The following is a 21,779-nucleotide window of genomic DNA, read 5'->3' as shown; positions in this document are numbered from 1 at the left end:
GGAATTTTTTTCCGTTGCCCGCTCGTCTCAGGCCGCGAGAAGCGGGCCATAGGATTCCAGGTAGAAGCCGGGCGACCTGGCGCAGGTCCGCACCGCCTCCCTGGCGGCAACCGTTTCCTGCCACCGCAGCAGGCGCTCGCATTCGGTCGGCATGACGAAGCCCAGATATTTCTCAAGCACGCACAGCTGTTCGAACCAGGGATAGAAGGCGATGTCGGCGGCGCTGAATTCCGAGCCCAGCAAAAACCGTTCGTCCGCCCCTCGCAGGGCGAAGGCATGCTGTTCCACAAAGCGCAGATCGTCGGCAAGCTGGGCCTTGATCCGCTTATGAACCATAGCGTCGGAACTGTGCATCATGGTTGCCGTCCGGGCGTAAAGCTGCGTGTCGGCGAAGCTGATCCAGATGCGCGCCTCAGCGCGGGCCTGAGCATCCCTGGGGAAAATCGGCCGTTCGGGGAATGCATCATCGAGATATTCGCAGATGATCGACGACTCCCTGACATATTGCCCCTGATGGCGCAGCAGCGGCACCTTTCCCGTCGGCGTGAGTTTCAGGAACCACGCCGGCTTGTTGCGCAGATCGATTTCGATTTCCGTCGCCTGCAGGCCTTTCTCGGCAAGGGCGAGCCTGACACGGTGCGCATAGGGACAAAGCTGCGCGACAAAAAGCTCGATTGGCGGCATGAATAACTCCTGAGTTTCGTTATCGCCGACAAGCGGCCTGTCGGGCATAGCTAGGTCCAGTAAGGCCGGCGCGCTATTCGACAGCGTCTGGATTGATATATCGATCGTCTGTTTCTGGAGCGAAGCGTGGACCTCCTGGCTACCCTCATGCGCGAATTGCACTTCGCAGCCGCCGGGTACCGGCGCCTCGAACTGGCCGCGCCCTGGGCGATCTCGTTCAGCCAGGCTGGGCTTCGCGGCATTCACGTCGTCATCAAGGGGCGATGCGAGGCGGTGTTCGGTGAGGAAGATGTCGAGCCTCTCGATGCCGGCGACCTGATCATTGCACCGCGCGCCGATCCGCATGTGCTGCGGTCGCCCGGCGCGCTCAAAAGCGCGAACGTCCCCGCCGCCGAACTGGCGACCCAAACCGCAGCCGGGCGTATTCGCAGCGGCGGCGAAGGCGAAAAGACCGTCATCCTGTGCGGCGCCTTCGCCTTTCGCGACGCCGACCATCCGGCACTTGCCGGCCTGCCGCGCATCGTTCACATCCGGGGATCGAATGGCCGTCTGCCCAAATGGCTGCGTGGCTATGTCGAGGCCTTGCTGGTGGAAGCGACCGACGAAGGTCCCGGCAGCGACGTAGTCATGGCTCGCCTGTCTGGGGCCATCGTCACGCGCGCCTTGCGCTCCGGTCTGGAAAGCATGGACAATCCAGGTTGGCTGAGGGGATTGCAGGACCCCGCGATCGCCAGAGCGCTCGCGACCCTGCATGAAGCCTATGACCACGACTGGACGATCGAGACCCTGGCACGCGCGGTCGGGCTCTCCAGGGCAACCTTTGCCGCCCGCTTTCGCGATCTCGTCGGCGAAGCGCCCATGGCCTATCTCTTCGGCTGCCGCATGCGGCAGGCCAGCCGGCTGCTGCACGAGGGCAAGAGCCTGGGCCAAGTCGCCGAGGCGGTCGGCTACAGCTCGGAAGCCGCCTTCTCCACCGCCTTCAGCCGCCACGCCGGCGTCTCGCCCGGCCAATTCAGGAAACGGAAGGATCTGTAAGGCAGAGCGATATTGGCGGCGGCCGCGCCTCGCGCTAGGGCTTTGCCAGCACTATGTCTGATCATATCCCGACGCGGTTCGCCGCCGCTTTGCCCAGGAGATGCTTCGTGCCCAAAGGTTCTGACCTGCTTGTTGCCGCCCTCGAGAATGAGGGCGTCGATCGCATCTTCGGCATTCCCGGCGAAGAAAACCTGGACGTCGTCGAATCCATCCGCAAATCCTCGATCCAGCTCATCCTCACCCGTCATGAGCAGGCGGCGGCGTTCATGGCCGCCACCCATGGCAGGCTCACCGGCAAGCCAGGTGTGTGCATCACCACGCTGGGACCCGGCGCCCTGAACCTGACGACGGGTGCCGCCTATGCGCTGCTCGGCGCCATGCCGATGATCATGATCACCGGGCAGAAGGGCATCCGGTCGTCGCGCCAGGCCCGCTTCCAGATCGTCGACATCGTCGCCGCGATGAAGCCGCTGACCAAGCTGTCACGCCAGATCATCTCGGCGAAGACCATTCCCGCCGTGGTGCGCGAAGCGTTTCGGATTGCCGAAGAGGAGCGTCCGGGACCGGTGCATCTGGAACTGCCCGAAGACATCGCGGCCGAGGAGTGCGACGATGTCGCGCTGATCCCGCCGCATCCGGTCGAGCTTCCGCTGGCCAGCCCGCTTGCGCTCGACCGCGCCGCCGAGATGATCATCAAGGCGCAGCGTCCTCTGGCGATGCTGGGCGCCGCCGCATCGCGGCCGCGCTCGACGTCCGACCTCGCCCAGTTCGTGATCAGGACCGGCATTCCCTATTTCACCACGCAGATGGGCAAGGGCACGGTGCCCGGCGGCACCGAACTCTACATGGGCACCGCCGCGCTCTCCGAGCGCGACTATGTGCATGAGGCCATCGAACAGGCCGACCTCATCATCACTATCGGCCACGACACGATCGAGAAGCCGCCCTTCATTATGGGCGACAAGGGACCGAAGGTGATCCATGTCGGTTACCAGCCGGCCAATGTCGAGCAGGTCTATTTCCCGCAGACCGAAGTGGTCGGCGACATCGGCGCTTCGCTCAGGCTGCTTGCCGACCGCCTCGAGGGCAAGATCCCCAACGCGCAGGCGCTACTGCCGCTGCGCGAAGGGATTTTGAGCCGCATTGCCGCCCGCGCCACCGAAGACCGTTTCACGCCGCAGCGTCTGGTGCATGACGTGCGCGCGGTGATGCCGGCCGATGGCATCCTGGCGCTCGACAACGGCATGTACAAGATCTGGTTCGCGCGCAACTACCGCACGCGCGTCGCCAACACGCTGCTGCTCGACAACGCCCTGGCCACGATGGGCGCCGGCCTGCCCTCGGCGATGACGGCCGCGATGCTCTATCCCGGCCGCCGCGTCATGGCGATCTGCGGCGATGGCGGCTTCATGATGAACAGCCAGGAACTGGAAACCGCCGTCAGGCTGAAGCTCAAATTGGTCGTGCTGATCATCGAGGACAATGCTTTCGGCATGATCCGCTGGAAGCAGGCGGTCGACCAGTTCCCCGATTTCGGCATGACCTTCGGCAATCCCGATTTCGTCAGATATGCCGAGGCCTATGGCGCCAAGGGAACCAGGGTCGGCGCCGTCTCAGAAATACAATCGACGCTTGAACAGGCTTTTGCCGGCGGTGGCGTCCATCTCGTCGTCGTTCCGATCGACTATTCGGAGAACGAGCGCGTGCTGGTCGAGGAACTGCGCCACCGGTTGCCGGCGCCACCGGAGGCCTGACGGTGGAGTAGATACCGCCGCAGCAGCGCTCAGGCGGCCCGGACCTTGGCGCTCACACGCGCCCAGGTCGGCAGCCAGTCGCCATGTGTCGCCAGCAACTCATCGACCAGCGCCCAGATCTGGTCGAGATCGAGTTCGGCGGCCGTATGCGGATCCATCATCGCCGCGTGGTAGATGTGCTCGCGGTTTTCGGTCATCAACGCCTGCACCGTCAGTTCCTGCACATTGATGTTGGTGCGTATCAACGCGGTGAGTTGCGGCGGCAGCTCGCCAATATAGGTCGGCTGGATGCCGGAGGCGTCCACCAGACACGGCACCTCGGCGGCGCAATTGTCCGGCAGCGAGGTGATGCAGCCATTGTTGCGGACATTGCCGTAGATCACCGAAGGCTCCCCGGTCCACACCGAGTTCATGATCGAGGACGCGTATTCCTTCGATTGCTCGACCTCGATGCGGTCGGCCGAGCGATAGGCCTCGGCCTGGCCCTTCCAGCGCTCGATCTGTTCGATGCAGCGCTTGGGATATTCGTCGAGCGGAATGCCGAATTTCTCGATCAGGTCGGGGCGGCCTTCCTTGATGAAATAGGGCGTGTATTCGGCGAAATGCTCGGAGCTTTCGGTGACGAAATAGCCGAGCCGCGTCAGCATCTCGTAACGCACCTTGTTGGGGCAGCGCGGGTTCCAGCCCGGCTTCGGCGCCCTGCCCTCGCGATAGGCGCGGATCAGGTCCGGATAGAGGTTGCGGTAGGACCCATCCGGCTGCCGGTGCTCGAACTTCAGGTAGAAGGCCATGTGGTTGATGCCGGCCGAGCGGTAGCGTATCTCGTCGTAGGGAATGTCGAGATCGTGCGCCAGTTCCATCGCCGTGCCTTGCACCGAGTGGCAGAGGCCTACCTGTTTAATGTCAGGAAATTTCTCTGAGATCGCCCAGGTGTTGATCGCCATCGGGTTGACGTATTGCAGCATGATCGCGTCGGGGCAGACGGCCAGCATGTCCTCGCAGATCTTCCACAGATGCGGCACGGTCCGGAGGCCGCGCATGATGCCGCCGACGCCGAGCGTGTCGGCAATGGTCTGGCGCAGGCCGTATTTCTTCGGCACCTCGAAATCGGTGACGGTGCAGGGCTCAAAGCCGCCGATCTGGAAGGCGACGACGACGAAGTCGGCACCGGCGAGCGCCTTGCGTTGATCGGAATAGGTCTCGGCCTTCGCCTTCACGCCCAGCGTCGCGATCAGCTTGTTGACGACGATGGCGCTCTCTTCCAGCCGCTGCGGATTGATGTCCATCAGCGCGATCGTCGCGCCTGACAGCGATGGCCGCTGCAGCACGTCGCCGACAATGTTCTTCATGAACACGGTCGAACCCGCGCCAATGAAGGTGATCCTGGGATGTCTTGCCACTATTAAGCCTCCGGCACTTTGCTACGCCACGTCGAAGGCGGCCCTGACGAGCCGTTCGGTGTAGGCGGTCTTGGGATGGGTGAGGACCTCGTCGACGGGTCCCTGTTCGACGATCTTGCCGTTCTGCATGACGATGACACGGTGGCAGAGCGCGCGCACGACCTTGAGGTCGTGCGAAATGAAGAGATAGCTAAGGCCGCGTTCGTCCTGCAGCTTGCGCAACAAGTCGATGATCTGCGCCTGCACCGAGAGGTCGAGCGCCGATGTCGGTTCGTCGAGCAGGATGAATTCGGGCTCCAGTGCGATGGCCCGGGCAATGGCGATGCGCTGCCGCTGGCCGCCGGAAAATTCGTGCGGGAACCGTGACAGGATATCGCCGGGCATGCCGGCGCTGACCAGGGCGTCGCGCACCCGATCGACCCGCTCGCGCCGTGTCGCGCCGATCCTGTTGACGACCAGCCCTTCCTCGATGATCTGGCCGATCGTCATGCGCGGATTGAGCGACGAGAACGGATCCTGAAAAACGACCTGCATGCGCGAGCGCAGCGGCCGCATCCCGGCGCGCGACAGGCCGTGGATCGGCTGGCCGTCGAAGCTGACCTCGCCGCGCTTGGCCTCGGTGAGCCTGAGCAAGGCGAGACCGAACGTGGTCTTGCCGGAGCCGGATTCGCCGACCAGCCCCAGTGTCTCGTGGCGGCAAAGCTTCAGGCCGAGATCGTCGACGGCGACCAGCTCGCGCCAGTCCGGCTTCAGGAAGCTGCCATGGCGTAGCATGAAGCAGACGCGCATATCGCGGGCCTCGAGGATGGTGCCGCTGTTTTCCGGCAGCGGCTGCGGCTTGCCGTGCGGCTCTGAAGCGAGCAGCCGCTTGGTATAGGCATGCTGCGGGTCGGCGAACAGCCGCTCGGTGACGTTGTGCTCGCACATCTCGCCATGCTGCATGACATAGACATAGTCGGAGAATTTTCGCACCACGGTGAGGTCGTGGGTGATCAGGATGACCGCCATCCTGAGTTCTTTTTGCAGATTGCGGATCAAATTGAGGATCTGTGCTTGCACCGTGACGTCGAGCGCTGTCGTTGGCTCGTCGGCGATCAGCACATCAGGGTCGTTGGCGAGCGCCATGGCGATCATCACGCGCTGGCGCTGCCCGCCCGACATCTGGTGCGGATACTGTTTGATGCGCGCTTCCGGCTCGGGGATCTGGACATGCCGCAAAAGCTCGAGCGCCCGCGCCCAGGCTTGCTTGCGGCTGACCTTTCGATGCACTCTGATCGCCTCGACGATCTGACTGCCGACCGTATAGATCGGGTTGAGCGAGCTCATCGGCTCCTGGAAGATCATCGAGATGCGATTGCCGCGCAGCTTGCGCCGGGCGCTCTCGGGGAATTTCAGTATGTCCTGCTCGCAATAGTCGATGGTCGAGTTCGGCGACACGGTGGCCCGCTTCGACAAGAGCCCCATGACAGCGCGCGCCGTCACCGACTTGCCGGAACCGGACTCGCCGACGATGGCGATCGTCTCCCCGCGATAGAGCTGGAACGAGACATCCTTCACCGCGTCGACGACGCCGTGCTCGACCTTGAAGGCGACCTCGATGTTGCGGGCATCGATGATGGGTTGGTCGTGGCGGCCGGCATGGTCGAACCGGACGGCTGGTGCGAAGGTGGCTGCGAGCGCTACAGTCATCCCGGCCACCTCAATAAGGATCGACGGCATCGCGCAGGCCGTCGCCCAGCGCGTTGAAGGCAAAGACGGTGATCAGCACGAAGCCGACCGGCGACAGGATCCACGGATAGGTGCCGATGACCGAATAGGTAGCCGTGTCCTGCAGCATCAGCCCCCACGAGATCAGCGGCGGCTTCACCGCGAAGCCGAGGAAGCCGAGAAAGGCTTCGAGCAGCACCACCGTCGGGATGGCGATCGTCACGGCGACGATGACGTGGCTCATCACATTGGGGAAAATGTGCTGCATGATGATGCGCATGTCGGTGGCGCCGACCGCCATGGCGGCGCGCACATAGTCGATCCGCGCCAGCGCCAGCGTCTTGCCGCGCACCTCGCGCGACATCTGCGCCCAGCCCAGCGCCGACATGACGATGATGACGAAGGCGAGGAAGACGTTGGTCGGCGCGGTCACCGGGATCAGCGTCGTCAGCGCAAGATAGAGCGGCAATTGCGGGAAGGCGAGCACCAGCTCGACAAAGCGCTGCATCCAGACGTCGAAGCGGCCGCCGAAATAGCCCGAGACCATGCCGACCGTGGTGCCGATGACGGTGATGATGAACACCACCGTCAGCGCTATCATCAGCGAGACGCGCGAGCCCTGGATGGCGCGCGACAACACATCCCGGCCGAATTTGTCGGTGCCGAGAAAATGCACCGGCTGGCCGTCGGCCGAAGCGAAGAAATGCCGGTTGGCGGGGATCAGTCCAAGCAGCCGGTAGTCGGCGCCCTTGACGAAGAAGCCGAGCAGGCGCGGATGCTCGTAATCCGGCCCGACGACCGGCTGGAAGGTGACCGGGTCGAGGTCAGCAGAATCCGCCAGCGCATAGACCCGCGGCTGGAGCACGAAATTCCCGTCTCTGTCGTGAAAACTCATCACTTGCGGCGGGGCGAAAGCGACATCGGTCACCTTGGGGTCCATCGGCGCGAAGAAATCGGCGAACAGCGCCATCAGCACCAGAAGCACCACCAGGATCAGCCCGGCCATGCCGGTCCAGGAGCGCCTCAGCCGGCGCCAGACCAGCGCCATATAGCTCTCATTGCCGCGCGGGGTCGCAATCGCGGTTGCTTCAGCCGGTGGCGGCGGCGGGGATGGGTCGCGCGCCAGCATCTAGCTCTCCCTGAACTGGCGCACGCGCGGATCGAGCAGCGCGAGCAGCATGTCGGCGATGATGTTGCCGACGATCAGCGTTGCCGACAGCACCATCATGAAGGTCGCCGTGACATAGACGTCGCCGACCGCCATCGAGCCGACAATGGCCGGCCCGACCGTCGGCAGCGCAAAGATGATCGCCGTCTCGATCTCGCCGGTCAGCATGTAGGGCAGCACCACGCCCTGATACATGATGAGCGGGTGCAGCGCGTTGGGCACGGCATGGCGCATGACGACGGCGCTGCCGGTCAGGCCCTTGGCCTTGGCCGTCTCGACATATTGCGCGTTCAGCGTATCGAGCAGATTGCCGCGCATGACGCGCATATTGTAGGCGAGCCCGCCGAAGGTGGCGATCGCCACCACCGGCCAGACATGCTTGACGAGGTCGGCGAATTTCGCCCACGACCACGGCGCGCCGCCATATTGCGGCGAGAAGAAGCTGCCGATCTCCGACACGTTGAACTGGAAGACCAGGAGATAGACGATGATCAGCGCCATCAGGAAGCGCGGCACCGTCATGCCGAGGAAGGAGATTGCCGACAGCGCCGAGTCAATCCAGGTGTATTGCCTGGTCGCCGCCCAGATGCCGAAGGTGATGCCGAGCACCGACGCCAGCAGATGGCAGACCAATGCCAGCAGCAGCGTGCGCGGCAGCCGCTCGCCGACCACGGCGGCGACCGGCTTGTTGTAATAGAGGCTGTAGCCGAAATCGCCGCGGGTGATGATGCCGGCGACCCAGTTCAGGTACTGGACGGGCAGCGGTTTATCGAGGCCGTGCTCGACCCGATAGGCCTGCGCCTGCGCGTCGGCTTCGGCAAAAGACGCCCCGCCCTGGTTGATGAGCTGCGAACGGATATAGTCGGCATAGTCGCCCGGCGGCGCCTGGATGATGGCAAAGGTGACCAGGCTCAGGATGACCATGACCGGCACCGCCGATGCTATGCGCATGGCCAGGAATCGCAGCATCGGACCGTTTCTCCTCCTTGGATCTAATCTGTTGCCGCTGACCTTACTCCGTCCCGGCCGCGCGCGTAGCGCGGCCGGGCGTCAGCCAGGGGAGGAAACTCAGTTCGTCGGCCCCTTGTCGCCGGGCTTGCCGGGAAGCTGGTCGGGAAAGAGTTCGTATTTCTGCTGCTTGTCGGCGGCGACGAAGACGCGTTCGCGCACGATCGAATCCTCGGCCCAGTTGAACATGAAGATCGGCGTTCCCTGCGGGATGTTGGAGAAGCGCTTGTTGATGATCAGGGCGCCGGGATATTCGGTCAGTCCGATATTGTAGACATGCTCCGTCGAGATCTTCTGGAACGTCTTCATCAGGCTGGCGCGCTCGTCATTGTCTGACGAGGAGACGAACTTGTTGACGATGTCGACAAGCTCCTTTTCGAACGGCATCAGGTCGACCACGCCGCTTTCGGGCGCGCGGTGATCCCAGCTGGTCTTGGGTCCGACGGGCGCGAGTTGCACGGTATTCTGCACGACGGAAGTCAGCTCCTGCTCGTTGCGCCTGATCAGCCAGTCGAAGCGGCCGGAATATTGCGAGGCATCACGCTGGGTGCCGTTGAGGCCGTTGAGCACGACCCTGATGCCAAGCTTTTCCATCTGGCCGACGACGCCTTCGGCGAGGCTCTTGTCGGTGCCGTAGTCATTGTTGACCAGCATCACGATCTCGACATTCTTGCCGCCGGCGGTCCCGGCCGGGAAGTTCACGAAGCCGTCGCCATCCGTATCCTTGAGACCAGCCTTGGCCAGTTCCGCCTTGGCGCCCTCGATGTCGAAGGGATAGTAGACGGTCGAGTTGCGGTCATAGAAGCTGGTGCCCGAGGAAAAGCCACCGGGGTAGATGGCGGTGAACGGCCCCTTGACCAGCGAGTCGCCGAGCGCCTTGCGGTCGAGCGCCATGGTGATGCCCTTGCGGAAGTCCTCATTGCGGTTGAGCTCGCGGATCGCCTGGCCGCGTTCGTCGGGATTGCCCCAGCCATTGGCGGAAAAATTCATGCGCAGATTGTAGCCGATCAGGCGCGGGCCAAAGGCGAGCCGGGCCGGCGCGTCCTTGTCCGCCGCTCGCTTCAGCGAAGCGACGAAATTCTCCGGCTGCTCGAGGTTGGAGAAGTCGGCGGCCCCTGCCACCGCCTGCACGTCGCGGTCGGCCCAGGTCGACAGCTTGTAGTGCAGTTCGTTGAGATAGGGCAGCTGGTTGCCCTTCTCGTCGACCTTCCAGTAGTAGGGATTGCGGCGCAAGACGATGATGTCGTCAGGCCTATACTCCACCGGCACCCAGGCGCCCATCACCGGAATGTTCATATATTCCGGCGGGAACGCGTTCTTGAACTGCTCGTAGGTATTCTTCGAGTACTTCGGATGCTGCGGCTTGAGGATATGCGCTGGGCCGGGGCAGAAGGTGCCATAGGCCATGGCGTAGAGATACTGTTTGGGGAAAGCGTCCTTGAAGGTCCACTCGACGGTGTAATCGTCGACCTTCTTCAGCGTCGTGCCGACACCGAAGGTTTCCGCTGTGGCGCCGTTCAACGGCGAGACATTGGGGTCGACGACCTCATCGTCCCAGTAGAACATGACATCGTCGGCATTGAAGGCAACGCCGTCAGACCATTTGGCGCCTTCGACCAGGTGCATGGTCAGCGTGTGGCCATCCTTCGACCAGTCCCAGCTCCTGGCGAGGTTGGGCAGCGGCTCGGTGTCCTTGGCCTCGACCTGGAACAAAGGCGCGGTGCGCGTCAGGCATTCCGAAAGGCCGATGTCGATGCCGCCCCATCCTTGGGTCTGGCCGGCGCCATAATTCCAGCCTTCCGGCCGGCCGCCAATGACGTGGCGCATGGTGTCGCCATAAACGCCGATGCCGTCCGGCATGTTGCCGGTCTTGAACACCAGCGGCTCCTTCGGCAGGCGATCCTTGACCGGCGGCAGCTTGCCAGTCTTGACGTATTTCTCGGTGACCCACTCGGGCTCGTGATATTCGGGCAGCGCCTTGAACTCCAGGATGGAATCGCGGGCGACGTATTTGATCTTGCCCTCGGCGGGAAACGCCGCCGGCGCCGGCGGCGTGGTCGGCTCGGACGCGTATGCACTGCCAAGCGCCGATGCCGAGACGCTCAGCGCCAGCCCGGCGAGAATGCCAATTCTTCGCCCGGCGAGAATGCCAATTCCACGAAAGTTCCTCATTGTGTTCCTCCCAGATGTTTCGACGTCTGCTGCTGCCCGCATCTATTCATGACGGCTGATTGGCGAACCGGCCTCCCGCTGTCCGCCTGCCAGCATTCTCAGCCGGCCTGTTTCAGAGCCGTTTTTTCGGCGCGCAGTTCCTCGATCGAGCGCACTTTGCGCCGCGCCGCACCCGCCCAGTCGCGGGTTTTCACCATCGATTTCGAAAGCCGCTCCTTGGCGGCCGGCACGGCATCGGCGTATTGCGGCAGCCAACGCGCCTGGGCGACGACCATCTCGTCGACCATCTGCCAGACCTCTTCCGGCGTCGACACCGCACCCACCAGCGGATCGTGCAGCACCGCGAGCTTGAGCAGGTCAATGTCGCCCGTAACAGCCGCATGCACCGACATGCGCTGAACGTTGATCGAAGCCATGCAGGTGGCCGCGCAGGCTTCCGGCAGCGTGATGCCTGACGCCATGTTGATGCCGAAGCGATCGACGAAACCGGGTGATTCGATGATCGCGTCCTGCGGCAGATTGGTGATGATGCCGGTGTTCTTGACGTTGAAGTGGCCGCGATAGACGCGGTTCGTCTCCAGCGCTTCGAGAATATGGCTGGCATGCTCGTTCGAGCGCTTCGATACGTCGAGCGGCTTCGACGCCGCTTCGAGGAATTGCGGATATTCCGTCTCGAACCAGTTGCGGGTTTCCGTGGAGTAGCGAAGATAGCCGCCGGTCTCGCCATGGATCCAGTCGGACATGTCGATCCAGCGGGTGATTTCGTCCGGCCGCTTGCGATACCAGGGCAGATATTCGGAGAGATGACCGTTGCTTTCGGTGGAGTAGACGCCGAAGCGCTTCAGCACGTCGATGCGCAGCTTTTCCTGCTGCGAATAGACCGGATGCGCCTCGAAGGCAGCCACCAGTTCGTCCTTGCCGATCTTGCGGCCGTTGAGCCGCAAATCGATGAACCAGGTCTGGTGGTTGATACCGGAGCAGACATAATCGAGTTCGCTGTGCGACTTGGCGCCGAGCACTTCGGCGATCTGTTCGGCGCCGTGCTGGACACCGTGGCAGAGGCCGACCGTATCGACCTTGCCATATTCGATCGCCGCCCAGGTGTTCATCGCCATCGGGTTGGCATAGTTGAGGAATTTGGCGCCTGGCTCGGCGACCTCCAATATGTCCTTGCAGAAGTCGAGGATGACCGGGATGTTGCGCTGGCCGTAGAGGATGCCCCCGGCGCAAATCGTGTCACCGACGCACTGGTCGATGCCGTATTTCAAGGGAATGCGGATATCGTCGGCATAGGCTTCGAGCCCGCCCACCCGCACGCAGCTGATGACGTAGCGCGCGCCTTCGAGCGCCTTGCGGCGGTCGGTCGTCGCCGTCACCCTGGTCGGCAGCTTGTTGGCCTCGACGATGCGGTCGAGGATCGCCTTGATCATTTGCAGATTGTGTTCGCTGAGATCGGTCAGCGCGAATTCGATGTCGCTGAATTCCGGGACGCACAAAATGTCGGTGAACAGCTTCTTGGTGAAGCCGACGCTGCCCGCGCCGATAATAGCGATTTTGAAACTCATCACCTTCACCTCGATCCATTCGAATGCCGGGTAAGGAGCAACAGGAAAGGGAATGGCGGCCCGCCTTGGCGCGCATGCCATTCGAGCCGGAATTCCGGCTCGTTCTCCTCCCCGCCCGCTCCTCGACCGCGGGTCTTTCGCGTTCTCAGGATTTGGATTATGCCGTTATTCCAGGGCGCGGCCAGAGAACGATTATGCTTTCGAGGGTAATTTTGTGCTGCATGATCTGATCGCCAACGGACAGTTGATGCGCACCATTTCGCTGCCGCGCGGCCGCCAGCGCCTGCATGCCATGCCGACCAGCACCGGCTATGAAGTACGCGAGGGCGTGACTTACGACTGGGATGGGCGCAAGCGCGGCCAGACGCCGTTCACCGTGCTGCAGCACACGATCAGCGGCACCGGCCAGCTGCGCTACGAGAACCGCAACTACCGCCTGCAGGCCAACGACACGCTGCTGGTGCTGGTGCCACACAACCATCGCTACTGGCTGGAGAAGGGCGACCGCTGGGAATATTTCTGGATCTCGATGAATGGCGAGGAGGCGCTGCGCGTCCACAAATCCATACTCAGCGTCTCCGGCCCGGTGTTTCGGCTGCAGCCGGAGACGATCGATCATCTCGCCGATTGCAGCCTGCGCCTGATCAAGGGCGGCGCTTCGCCTGGCGCTGCTTCGGCAATCGCCTATGAGGCGGCGATGGCGCTTTACGACGATGTCTTCGGCTCGCACGCCTTCACTGAGAAACAGAGCGTCATGCAGCCGGTCATCGATCATATCAACGCCAATCTCGACAAGCCCTTGCCCGTGGCCGAGCTCGTCCAGATCAGCGGCCTCAGCCGCGCCCATTTCTCGCGCTGCTTCGCCGAGAGCGAAGGCGTTCCGCCGGCCGAGTTCGTGCTGCAGCAGCGGCTGCAGCGGGCGGCGAAGCTGCTAACCAAAGCCGATTTCCTGCCGGTCAAGGAGGTCGCCATCCTGTGCGGCTTCGAGGACGCCAACTATTTCTCGAAAGTCTTCCGCCGGCTCTACGGCATCAACCCGACGCAGTTCCGCACCACCGGCATGTATGCCAGCCTGGGCAGCCTTCGATAGGATTACCCGATGCGGTTGCCGCTTGCGGGATCGAACAGATGCAGCGCCGCCGGATCGGCAGACAGCCGCACCTTATCGCCAGGCCGGATAGTGCTGCGTCCCATGACGAAGACACAAACCAGCTGGTTGGCGAGCCGGACATAGAACTGCGTCGACAGGCCGAGCGGCTCGACCACCTCGACCTCTGCCCTGAGCGGACCATCGTCGGCAAGCTGGATGTGCTCCGGCCGTAGCCCGACGGTGAGCACATCGCCATCCTTCAATGGCAAGCCATCAGGCAATCTCAGCTTCTGGCCGTCGGCCAGCACCGCGTCCACCTTGCCGCCCTTGGCCACTGTCGCCGGAAAAAAGTTCATGCCGGGCGAGCCGATGAAGCCGGCGACGAAGGTGTTGATCGGCCGATCGTAGAGTTCGAGCGGATGGCCGACCTGCTGGAGGTAACCGTCATGCATGACGACGATGCGGTCGGCCATAGTCATGGCTTCGATCTGGTCGTGGGTGACATAGACTGATGTGGTCTTGAGCTGCTGGTGCAGCGCCTTGATCTCGGCGCGCATATGCACGCGCAATTTGGCGTCGAGATTGCTGAGCGGTTCGTCGAACAGGAACACTTTGGGATCACGCACGATGGCCCGGCCCATGGCGACGCGCTGGCGTTGGCCGCCGGACAGTTGCCTGGGCAGACGTCCGAGGAAACTGTCGAGGCCGAGCCGCTTTGCCGCCGCCCCTACCCTGCCGTCGATCCTCGTCTTCTCCGCCTTCTTCAACAGCAGGCTGAAGCCCATATTCGACGACACATCCATGTGCGGATAGAGCGCGTAGGACTGGAACACCATGGCAATATCGCGGTCCTTCGGCGCGACATCGTTGACCAGCCGATCGCCGATGTGGATCTCGCCGCCCGACACCTCCTCCAGCCCGGCAATCATGCGCAAAAGGGTCGACTTGCCGCAGCCGGACGGGCCGACCAGCACGACGAACTCGCCATCGGCGATCTCGAGGTCGACGCCGTGCAGGATGCGCAGCGAACCGTAATCCTTCTCGACGTTTTGCAGCGTGACGGAAGCCATCGATTATCCTTTGACCGCGCCGGCGGTGAGGCCGGTGACGAGATAGCGTTGCAGGAAGGCGAAGAAGATGCAGACCGGGATCAGCGCCAGGATCGACGCCGCCATCATCTGCCCCCAGTCCACGGCGAACTTGCCGATATAGGTGAGCAGGCCGACGGCAAAGGTCTTCTGGTCGTCGCTGGAGATCAGCATCAGCGCGAACAGCAATTCGCTCCAGGCGGCGGTGAAGACGAAGCCGAGCGTGGCGCCCATGCCGGGCAAGGTCAGCGGCACGATCACCTTGCGCATCGCCTGCGCCCGCGTGCAGCCGTCGATCATCGCCGCTTCCTCCAGATCCTTCGGAATGCCGTCGAAGAAGGACTGCATTAGAAAGGTGGCGAAGGCGGTGTTGAAGGCGGTGTAGATGATGATCAGACCAACCAGACTGTTGGTCAGGCCAAGCTCGCCCATGACGCGGTAGATCGGCGGAATGACCATCACCAGCGGGAAGGTTTGCGTCAGCAAAAGCATGATCGCCAGCGTTGCCTTGCCGCGAAAGGTGAAGCGCGACATGGCGTAGCCGGCGAGCGTGGCGATGACTGTCACCAGGGCCGCCGTCGACACCGAGACGATAACGCTGTTGAGGAAATAGCGGGGGAAGTCAGAGGCTTCCAGGACAGTGATGAAGTTGCGGAAGGTGGTCTGCGACGGCCACAGCGTGATGCCCTCGGAATAGAGCAGCCGCTCCGGCGTTACCGAAATCTTCAGCGTCCAGAAGATCGGAAACAGCGCAAAGATCATATAGGCGGCAATCGCCGCGTAGAGGCCGATGCCGCTGAAGATGCGCGAGGAGGTGGAGCGTCCGGCAATCATCAGACGTGCCTCACCAGCAAGCGGCGGATGGCGATCAGCGCGATCGCATAGGCGATGAGCAGTACCAGTAGCAGCACCGCCACCGCGGAGGCATAGCCCTTGTCCAGCGACTTGAAGGCGCTGACATAGATGTAGACCGGCACCGTGCTGGTCGAGCCGGCCGGCCCGCCCTCGGTCATGACGAAGATCAGATCGGCGAAGGTCGCGATCCAGATCGTACGCAGCATGACGGTGATGACGATGGTCGGCGCCAGGAACGGCAGCGTCACCTTGGTGAAGCGCTGCCAAGGCGAAGCGCCGTCGATTGCGGCCGCCTCATGCAGTTCCGACGGGATCGACTTCAGCGCCGCCAGCAGCGTGATGGCGAAGAACGGAATGCCGAACCAGATGTTGGCGATGATCGGCCCCCACATGGCGGTCGCCGGATCGGACAGCACATTGGTCGGCTCGGCCTTCAGCCCGAGCGTGAAGAGCCAATGCGGCAGTGGTCCGATGATCGGATTGAACAGCCACGCCCAGGTCAGGCCCGACAGGAAAGATGGCACCGCCCAGGGCAGGAACACCACCGCCTGCACGAACTTGCGCCCGACAAACGGTTTGTCGAGCAGCAACGCCAGACCCAGGCCGAGGAAGAACTGGAAGAACAGGCTGGCGACGGTCCACCACAGCGTGTTGACCAGCGCCTGCCCCAGCACCTGGTCGGTCAGCATCGCCTGATACTGGCCTAGACCGACATATTCGGATTTGAAGGCGGAGAACTTCCGGAACGAATAGCTGATGCCGATGATCAGCGGCACCAGCAGCACCACGACCAGCAGAACGATCGCCGGCGAAAGATAAAGCCAGGGCTCGATTGCTGCATGCGTCAGCCGCTTCTTTCGCGGCCGGCCGGCGGATCGTATTTCGGACACGGCATAAGTCATTAGCGCTCAACAATCATGGGTGGGTGCCGACAGCGGCAACAGCACCCTTCTCCCCGTTCACGGGGAGAAGATGCCGGCAGGCAGATGAGGGGCGGCGCCAGCCTTGGGGTGCTCGCGCTGCCCCTCATCCGGGCCTGTCTGTGCATGTCGTTGCCCCAAAACCGCTACGCACTTTTGGGCGACATGCATTCGGGCCACCTTCTCACCGTAAACGGGGAGAAGGTGGAAGAACTACTTCTTGTTCTTGGCAAGCCAGTCCTGCTGTTCCTTGGTCAGGAACGCGGCCCATTGATCGGCAACGTCCTTGGCCGACTTCTGGCCGAGCAGCACTTCCTGGAAATTCTTGATCGCCACCTGGTCGACGAAATTGCCGAGGTTCTCCAGATGTGTCGGCGGCGTCACCATTTCATATTTGGAAGTGTCGCTGAGTTCGGTGAACCAGCCTTTGAACTGCTCGGTCTTGAAGTGGGCATCCTGGTCGGCGCCATTGTGGATCGGCACGACGCCGACTTCCTTGGCCCATTCGAGATTGTCCTTGGGCGACAACAGCGTCGCCATCAGCTTCCAGGCATCGTCCTTGTGCTGCGAATTGGCGAACATCGCCCAGCCGGCATAGCCCAGCGTCGGATAGGATTTGCCGCTTGGCCCCACAGGCAGCGGCGCCACGGCAAAATCGTCGGCACTCATCTTGTCGGCAATGCCGATCAGCGCATCCGGATCCTGGTTGAGCATGGCGCAGGTGCCGGAATAGAAGCCGGTGACGGTCTCGTTAAAGCCCCAGCTCACCGCATCCTTGGGCGCCAGCCCGTCCTTGTACATGTCGGCCAGCATCTGCAGGCCCTTGACCGAGCCCTCCTCGTTGATGGTCGAGGTGCCGTCCTCGTTGAAGTAGCCGCCCTTGCCGGCGGCGATGTTCATGAACATGTGCATGCCGTTGAAGGCGCCCGGGCCACCGCGCAGGCAGTAGCCGTACTTGCCCGGAATGGCGGAGATCTTCTTGGAGTCGGCGATGAAGTCGTCGAGCGTCGCCGGCGGGCCGTCGAGACCGGCCTCCTTGAACAGCTTCTTGTTCCAGAACAGCGCATTCACATAGTAGCCGTACGGGATCATGAACTGGGTGTTGTTGACGGTCGAGCCGAATTGCTTGGCGCGGTCGCCCAGCGTCTTGGCGTCGTCCCATTTGGCCATGTAAGGGCCGAGATCCTCGAGCTGGCCGTTGGTGGCGTACAGGCCCATCCAGCGCTCCGGCATCTCGACGATGTCGGGCGTATCGCCGGCCTGCACCATGGTGAGGAATTTCTCGAAGGCCTGACCCCAAGGCAACGAGACCACCTCGACCTTGACGCCGGCATTGGCGGCCTCGAACTCGGCGATCTGCTTCTTCAGGAATTCGGTGCGCTGCGGGCTGGTGATGACCTCGACCAGCTTGAGGGTGGTGTCGGCCAATGCGCCACTGGCGGACATCGCCAGGCCGGCAGCGGTGGCAAGCATGATGCTCAGTCGTTTCATGTTCAGAACTCCCATTTTGAACCCAGTCATTTTTTTGCTTTGTCGAAGGCCTGGCCGATGTCGGCCCAGAGGTCTTCGACGCTTTCCAATCCGACATTGAAGCGGATGGTTCGGGGGCTGACGCCGAAGCGCGCCATCGAATTGAGACCCGGTGTCTGCTCGAGCGAGGCCTTTGCCGGCACGACGAGGCTTTCATGACCGCCCCAGCTGACGCCGATGCGGAAAAATTTCAGCGCATCGACGAAAGCGGGAATGTCGACATCCTCCGTCACCTCGAAGGAGAACAGCCCGGCATAGCCGGCAAGCGTCTTCTTGCCGGGATGGTTGGAATAGGCGGGATGATTGACCCGCTCGACCTTGTCATGCGCCTTCAAGCGCTCGGCGATGATGAGCCCGCTCTTCATGTGATGCGGCAGTCTCAGCGGCAGCGTGCGCAGGCCGCGCAACAGCAGCCAGCCCTCGAAGGGCGACAGCTTTGCGCCGAGCTGCGAATAGGTCTGGTCGTTGATATGCTTGATGTGAGCGGCCGAGCCAGCCACCACGCCGGCGACGGTGTCGCTGTGACCGCCGAGATATTTCGAGGCGGAATGCAGCACCAGATCGACGCCGTGCAGGATCGGCTTCTGGAACACCGGCGTGGCCCAGGAATTGTCGATGGTGGTGACGATGCCCTGCTCTTTCGCCAGCCGCGTCAGATGCTCGAGATCCTGCAGCTCGAACATCATCGAGGTCGGGCTTTCCAGATAGAGCAGTTTCGCACCGGGAAGTGCCGCGGCCACCGCATCCGGATCGGAGCCGTCGACATAGTCGACCTTGATATGCAGGCGCGGGAACAACCGCTCGAACAGTCGGTAGGCGTCGCCATAGCAGTTGCGTACCGCAAGGATGCGTTCGCCTGCGCCGACGAAAGCCAGCAACGTCGCGCTGATCGCAGCCATGCCGCTCGAAAAACCACGTGCGGCTTCAGCACCTTCAAGCGCCGCGACGCGTGACTCGAATTCCATCACTGTCGGGTTGTCGCCGCGCGAATAGATCGGCTGCTTCCTGCGCCCGGCAAAGGTATCGGCCATGTCGGCATAGCTGGCGAAGGTGAACAGCGAGGTCTGGTAGATCGGCGGCACCACCGCATTGCCGGGGAACGGGTCGTCATGCGCCAGAAGCGTCGCCGCCTCGGCGAGATAGTCGCTGCCGGAAATGCCTGGGTCGAAGCTGTGCTCGTTCATGTGCGGACCGAAAGTTTGAGGTTGGCGGCGCCGCGCTTCAAATCGTCCTCGACCGTGGCGATCAGTTTCAGCGCTTCGGCCCGGGCGCCTTCCGGATCGTGCGCGGCGATGCAGTCGAACATGGTGCGGTGGTAGGGAAAGCTTGCGTGGCCGAAATCGCGCACGCCGAGCGGATGTTCCCAGAAGCGGTGGAACAGTTCGTGCATGGCGGCGATAATCTGCTCGAACAGCGGATTGCCGCAGGCGCGGTAGATCGCCTGATGGAATTCCCAGTCCTCTTCCGACGACATGCCGGCGCGGCTGAGAAACTCTTCCTCCATGATGTCGAGCTTGCGCTCGATCTCGGCGAGGTCGTCCCTGTCGGCACGAATGGCGCAAAGGGCGGCGGCTTCCGCTTCCAGCGCGCGGCGGATTTCCAGCGTGCGCATCAGGCCGGTGAAATCATTGCCGCCGGCAAGCGTCAGCGGCATGTGCAGCATGTCGAGCGAGACGGCGGCCTTGAGATAGGTGCCCGAGCCCTGCCGGCGCTCGACCAGGCCAAGCCCTTCCCAGCGCGTCAGCGCCTCGCGCACCGTATTGCGGCTGACCTTCAGACGCTCAGCGAGGATGCGTTCGGTCGGCAGCCTCTCACCGGGTTCCAGCTTCTCGCGCATGACGAAGCCGGCCAACGCCTTCAGCACCGCGTCGTCGCGGGCCGTCGTCTGGATCGGCGGAAGGCTGAATTGGGTCACCGGGGCTATTACCGAAGTGGTTCAATGGTCCAACCAATTTCTGCACAGACGAAGGGACCTGTCAACAGTGGAAACGCAGCAAGGCCGAAGGGCCAGGGGATGCACCTTCGGCCTTGCTGCTTCAGCCGTGGATGCGCGCCGGCGCAGCGGCGGCGCGAGCCTCGCGCCAGCGAGCGAAGATTGCCTCGCGAACCCGCCTCGAACCAGAGAGGCGCTTTTTTGCCTGCGCCAGCACCGCAGGCGACGCCTCGGCGGGCGTGCCGGACCGAAAGGGAGGAGCCGGGGCGTATTCGAGCGAGAGCTGCACGATCTCGGCCTCCTCCTGTCCAAGCAGCCTCGCAACCAGCGCCAGGCCGAAGTCGATCCCCGAAGTGACGCCGCCGGCGGTGATGAGCTTGCCGTCTTCGACGATACGCTCGTCGACCGGGATCGCTCCGAACTCCTCAAGGAAATCATGCGCATACCAGTGCGTGGTCGCGCGCTTGCCCCTCAGCAGTCCGGCCGCCCCAAGCACCAGGGCACCGCTGCAAACGGAGGTGATGTAGCGCACCTGCCCCGCGCGCTCCCACACGAAATCGAGGACTGTCTGGTCCTCCAGCAGCGCGTTGACCCCGCCCCCGCCAGGAATGCACAGCACGTCGAGGGGCCGGCAATCGTCAAAGGTCGCGGTTGGCGTCAGCGAGAGGCGCGTCGATGACGTCACCGGGTTGCGATCCTTCCAGATCAGTTCCACCTCGGCATCCTTGGCCGATGCCAGGACTTCGTATGGGCCGGTGAGGTCGAGTTGTTGGACGTCGGGGAATACGAGGATGCCGAAACGAAGGGGCATGGAAATCTCCGTGGGTTGACTTCCGGCAATCTACGGCATCATGGTTTGGCACGATTGCCATTCATCCCTCGCTTCGGGCCAAACCAATGCGCCGTATCGAAGTACTTGCCTATCCCGACATCCAGCTCCTCGACGTCAGCGGACCGCTGCAGGTCTTTGCCAGCGCCAATGATTTCAAAAGGCAGGCCGGCGAACCGGCTCCTTACGAGGTCGTGGTCGTCGCCGCCTCACCGCGCATCCGGACATCGGCCGGTCTCGTGCTGGAGGCAGCAGTGCTGCCAACCCACGGAGGTAAGATCGACACGCTGCTTGTCCCCGGAGGATGGGGCGTCAACGCGGCCTGCGACGATCCCGTGCTGGTCCAGTGGATCGCCGGTCGCTCGCGCGATGCCACCCGAACCGCTTCCGTCTGCAGCGGCGCCATGCTGCTGGCGACGGCTGGCCTGCTCGACGGCCGCCGCGCGGTGACCCATTGGGGACGCTGCGCGGAGTTCGCCCGGCGCTTTCCCGCGGTCCGGCTCGAACCCGATCCGATCTTCATCCGCGACGGCAATGTCTGGACATCCGCCGGCGTAACGGCGGGGATCGATCTCGCCCTCTCCCTCGTCGAGGCCGACCTTGGCAGGCACACGGCGCTCGGCGTGGCGCGCGAGTTGGTGGTCTTCCTGAAACGTCCCGGTGGCCAGGCGCAATTCAGCCAGACCCTCAAGCTGCAGCAAGGCGACGGGCGCTTCGACCGGCTGCATGGCTGGATCCTCGAAAATCTGGCCGGTGACCTGTCGCTCACGCAGTTGGCCGACCACGCCAATATGAGCCCGCGCAGCTTCTCGCGGCGCTATCGCGAGGCCACCGGCCGGACACCTGCCCGCGCGATCGAGGAGATCCGGATCGAGGCGGCGCGGCGGATGCTGGAGCGGGGCCAGCCCGTCAACCAGACGGCCCGCCGCTGCGGTTTCGGCTCGGAAGAAACCATGCGGCGCGGCTTTCTGCGCGTGCTGGGCACCAATCCGCGCGCCTATCGCGAGCGTTTCTGATCGCGACTGCTTGCTCCATTAGGCC

General features: G+C 63.1%; 18 protein-coding genes. 4 read left to right on the top strand and 14 right to left on the bottom strand.

Features of this window, described 5'->3' with window-relative positions; all coding sequences use genetic code 11:
• Positions 1 to 27: 27 nt before the first annotated feature.
• On the bottom strand, positions 28 to 684 hold the full coding sequence (locus tag NKI37_RS19635) for a glutathione S-transferase family protein (RefSeq protein ID WP_023752109.1): 657 nt from the start codon (positions 682 to 684) through the stop codon (positions 28 to 30).
• A gap of 147 nt (positions 685 to 831) precedes the next feature.
• On the opposite strand from NKI37_RS19635, the gene NKI37_RS19630 reads away from it, so the two are divergent.
• Positions 832 to 1,719 carry an AraC family transcriptional regulator gene (locus NKI37_RS19630; protein ID WP_023739495.1) on the top strand — a complete coding sequence of 296 codons (888 nt, stop codon included), beginning with the start codon at positions 832 to 834 and terminating at the stop codon, positions 1,717 to 1,719.
• Positions 1,720 to 1,826: 107 nt separating this feature from the next.
• Positions 1,827 to 3,473, top strand: coding sequence for an acetolactate synthase large subunit (locus NKI37_RS19625; protein ID WP_023714588.1), 1,647 nt, complete (start codon positions 1,827 to 1,829; stop codon positions 3,471 to 3,473).
• 29 nt (positions 3,474 to 3,502) lie between these two features.
• On the opposite strand, the gene NKI37_RS19620 is transcribed toward NKI37_RS19625, so the two are convergent.
• The 6 genes from NKI37_RS19620 to NKI37_RS19595 form a co-directional block, all read right to left on the bottom strand.
• Positions 3,503 to 4,873: an alpha-glucosidase/alpha-galactosidase gene (locus tag NKI37_RS19620; RefSeq protein WP_352787299.1), complete on the bottom strand. Its 1,371-nt coding sequence runs from the start codon at positions 4,871 to 4,873 to the stop codon at positions 3,503 to 3,505.
• Positions 4,874 to 4,894: 21 nt separating this feature from the next.
• Positions 4,895 to 6,562 carry an ABC transporter ATP-binding protein gene (locus tag NKI37_RS19615; protein WP_352787302.1) on the bottom strand — a complete coding sequence of 556 codons (1,668 nt, stop codon included), beginning with the start codon at positions 6,560 to 6,562 and terminating at the stop codon, positions 4,895 to 4,897.
• A gap of 10 nt (positions 6,563 to 6,572) precedes the next feature.
• Positions 6,573 to 7,709: an ABC transporter permease gene (locus NKI37_RS19610; protein WP_023687914.1), complete on the bottom strand. Its 1,137-nt coding sequence runs from the start codon at positions 7,707 to 7,709 to the stop codon at positions 6,573 to 6,575.
• Entirely contained in the window at positions 7,710 to 8,717 is a 1,008-nt protein-coding gene (locus NKI37_RS19605; RefSeq protein ID WP_023696253.1) for an ABC transporter permease, read from the bottom strand.
• Between the two features lie 99 nt (positions 8,718 to 8,816).
• The gene (locus NKI37_RS19600; protein ID WP_023691352.1) at positions 8,817 to 10,928 is read right to left on the bottom strand and encodes an ABC transporter substrate-binding protein; all 2,112 of its coding nucleotides are present in this window, start codon (positions 10,926 to 10,928) and stop codon (positions 8,817 to 8,819) included.
• A 98-nt stretch (positions 10,929 to 11,026) separates the two neighbouring features.
• Complete coding sequence (locus NKI37_RS19595; protein ID WP_023687911.1) at positions 11,027 to 12,493, bottom strand: alpha-glucosidase/alpha-galactosidase; 1,467 nt, start codon at positions 12,491 to 12,493, stop codon at positions 11,027 to 11,029.
• A 247-nt stretch (positions 12,494 to 12,740) separates the two neighbouring features.
• Here NKI37_RS19595 and NKI37_RS19590 point away from each other — a divergent pair, with 247 nt between their 5' ends.
• Positions 12,741 to 13,583 carry an AraC family ligand binding domain-containing protein gene (locus tag NKI37_RS19590; RefSeq protein ID WP_081725414.1) on the top strand — a complete coding sequence of 281 codons (843 nt, stop codon included), beginning with the start codon at positions 12,741 to 12,743 and terminating at the stop codon, positions 13,581 to 13,583.
• Positions 13,584 to 13,585: 2 nt separating this feature from the next.
• On the opposite strand, the gene NKI37_RS19585 is transcribed toward NKI37_RS19590, so the two are convergent.
• The 7 genes from NKI37_RS19585 to NKI37_RS19555 all read right to left on the bottom strand — a co-directional run bounded on the left by NKI37_RS19585 (position 13,586) and on the right by NKI37_RS19555 (position 20,720).
• Positions 13,586 to 14,653 carry an ABC transporter ATP-binding protein gene (locus NKI37_RS19585; RefSeq protein ID WP_352787307.1) on the bottom strand — a complete coding sequence of 356 codons (1,068 nt, stop codon included), beginning with the start codon at positions 14,651 to 14,653 and terminating at the stop codon, positions 13,586 to 13,588.
• Positions 14,654 to 14,656: 3 nt separating this feature from the next.
• A complete protein-coding gene (locus NKI37_RS19580) occupies positions 14,657 to 15,505 on the bottom strand; it encodes a carbohydrate ABC transporter permease (RefSeq protein ID WP_023668128.1) in 849 nt (282 codons plus the stop codon).
• The gene (locus NKI37_RS19575; protein ID WP_023685296.1) at positions 15,505 to 16,428 is read right to left on the bottom strand and encodes a carbohydrate ABC transporter permease; all 924 of its coding nucleotides are present in this window, start codon (positions 16,426 to 16,428) and stop codon (positions 15,505 to 15,507) included. Before NKI37_RS19575 ends, NKI37_RS19580 begins: the two co-directional genes overlap by 1 nt.
• A gap of 231 nt (positions 16,429 to 16,659) precedes the next feature.
• Complete coding sequence (locus NKI37_RS19570) at positions 16,660 to 17,937, bottom strand: ABC transporter substrate-binding protein (protein WP_023685297.1); 1,278 nt, start codon at positions 17,935 to 17,937, stop codon at positions 16,660 to 16,662.
• Positions 17,938 to 17,963: 26 nt separating this feature from the next.
• Positions 17,964 to 19,160 carry a PLP-dependent transferase gene (locus NKI37_RS19565; protein WP_023712132.1) on the bottom strand — a complete coding sequence of 399 codons (1,197 nt, stop codon included), beginning with the start codon at positions 19,158 to 19,160 and terminating at the stop codon, positions 17,964 to 17,966.
• Positions 19,157 to 19,891 (bottom strand): FadR/GntR family transcriptional regulator, encoded by a 735-nt coding sequence (locus tag NKI37_RS19560; RefSeq protein ID WP_023691356.1) that lies wholly within the window; start codon positions 19,889 to 19,891, stop codon positions 19,157 to 19,159. The genes NKI37_RS19565 and NKI37_RS19560 overlap by 4 nt, the downstream gene beginning before the upstream one ends.
• Positions 19,892 to 20,012: 121 nt before the next feature.
• Positions 20,013 to 20,720: a DJ-1/PfpI family protein gene (locus NKI37_RS19555; RefSeq protein WP_023691357.1), complete on the bottom strand. Its 708-nt coding sequence runs from the start codon at positions 20,718 to 20,720 to the stop codon at positions 20,013 to 20,015.
• 86 nt (positions 20,721 to 20,806) lie between these two features.
• On the opposite strand from NKI37_RS19555, the gene NKI37_RS19550 reads away from it, so the two are divergent.
• Positions 20,807 to 21,754, top strand: coding sequence for a GlxA family transcriptional regulator (locus NKI37_RS19550; RefSeq protein ID WP_023685300.1), 948 nt, complete (start codon positions 20,807 to 20,809; stop codon positions 21,752 to 21,754).
• Positions 21,755 to 21,779: the final 25 nt, after the last annotated feature.

Source organism: Mesorhizobium sp. M0626 (assembly GCF_040320665.1).
Taxonomy (GTDB): domain Bacteria; phylum Pseudomonadota; class Alphaproteobacteria; order Rhizobiales; family Rhizobiaceae; genus Mesorhizobium.
Note: the sequence above shows the minus strand (reverse complement) of the source record. Positions and strands in the feature narration are given on the sequence as shown.

What these genes read in the sequence shown, in the direction of transcription:
- NKI37_RS19575 (WP_023685296.1), bottom strand. Translation starts at nt 16,428, where the DNA reads ATGACTTATGCCGTGTCCGAAATACGATCCGCCGGCCGGCCGCGAAAG.
- NKI37_RS19565 (WP_023712132.1), bottom strand. Translation starts at nt 19,160, where the DNA reads ATGAACGAGCACAGCTTCGACCCAGGCATTTCCGGCAGCGACTATCTC.
- NKI37_RS19595 (WP_023687911.1), bottom strand. Translation starts at nt 12,493, where the DNA reads ATGAGTTTCAAAATCGCTATTATCGGCGCGGGCAGCGTCGGCTTCACC.
- NKI37_RS19580 (WP_023668128.1), bottom strand. Translation starts at nt 15,505, where the DNA reads ATGATTGCCGGACGCTCCACCTCCTCGCGCATCTTCAGCGGCATCGGC.
- NKI37_RS19570 (WP_023685297.1), bottom strand. Translation starts at nt 17,937, where the DNA reads ATGAAACGACTGAGCATCATGCTTGCCACCGCTGCCGGCCTGGCGATG.
- NKI37_RS19610 (WP_023687914.1), bottom strand. Translation starts at nt 7,709, where the DNA reads ATGCTGGCGCGCGACCCATCCCCGCCGCCGCCACCGGCTGAAGCAACC.
- NKI37_RS19635 (WP_023752109.1), bottom strand. Translation starts at nt 684, where the DNA reads ATGCCGCCAATCGAGCTTTTTGTCGCGCAGCTTTGTCCCTATGCGCAC.
- NKI37_RS19590 (WP_081725414.1), top strand. Translation starts at nt 12,741, where the DNA reads ATGCGCACCATTTCGCTGCCGCGCGGCCGCCAGCGCCTGCATGCCATG.
- NKI37_RS19585 (WP_352787307.1), bottom strand. Translation starts at nt 14,653, where the DNA reads ATGGCTTCCGTCACGCTGCAAAACGTCGAGAAGGATTACGGTTCGCTG.
- NKI37_RS19605 (WP_023696253.1), bottom strand. Translation starts at nt 8,717, where the DNA reads ATGCTGCGATTCCTGGCCATGCGCATAGCATCGGCGGTGCCGGTCATG.
- NKI37_RS19615 (WP_352787302.1), bottom strand. Translation starts at nt 6,562, where the DNA reads ATGACTGTAGCGCTCGCAGCCACCTTCGCACCAGCCGTCCGGTTCGAC.
- NKI37_RS19600 (WP_023691352.1), bottom strand. Translation starts at nt 10,928, where the DNA reads ATGAGGAACTTTCGTGGAATTGGCATTCTCGCCGGGCGAAGAATTGGC.
- NKI37_RS19555 (WP_023691357.1), bottom strand. Translation starts at nt 20,720, where the DNA reads ATGCCCCTTCGTTTCGGCATCCTCGTATTCCCCGACGTCCAACAACTC.
- NKI37_RS19630 (WP_023739495.1), top strand. Translation starts at nt 832, where the DNA reads ATGCGCGAATTGCACTTCGCAGCCGCCGGGTACCGGCGCCTCGAACTG.
- NKI37_RS19550 (WP_023685300.1), top strand. Translation starts at nt 20,807, where the DNA reads ATGCGCCGTATCGAAGTACTTGCCTATCCCGACATCCAGCTCCTCGAC.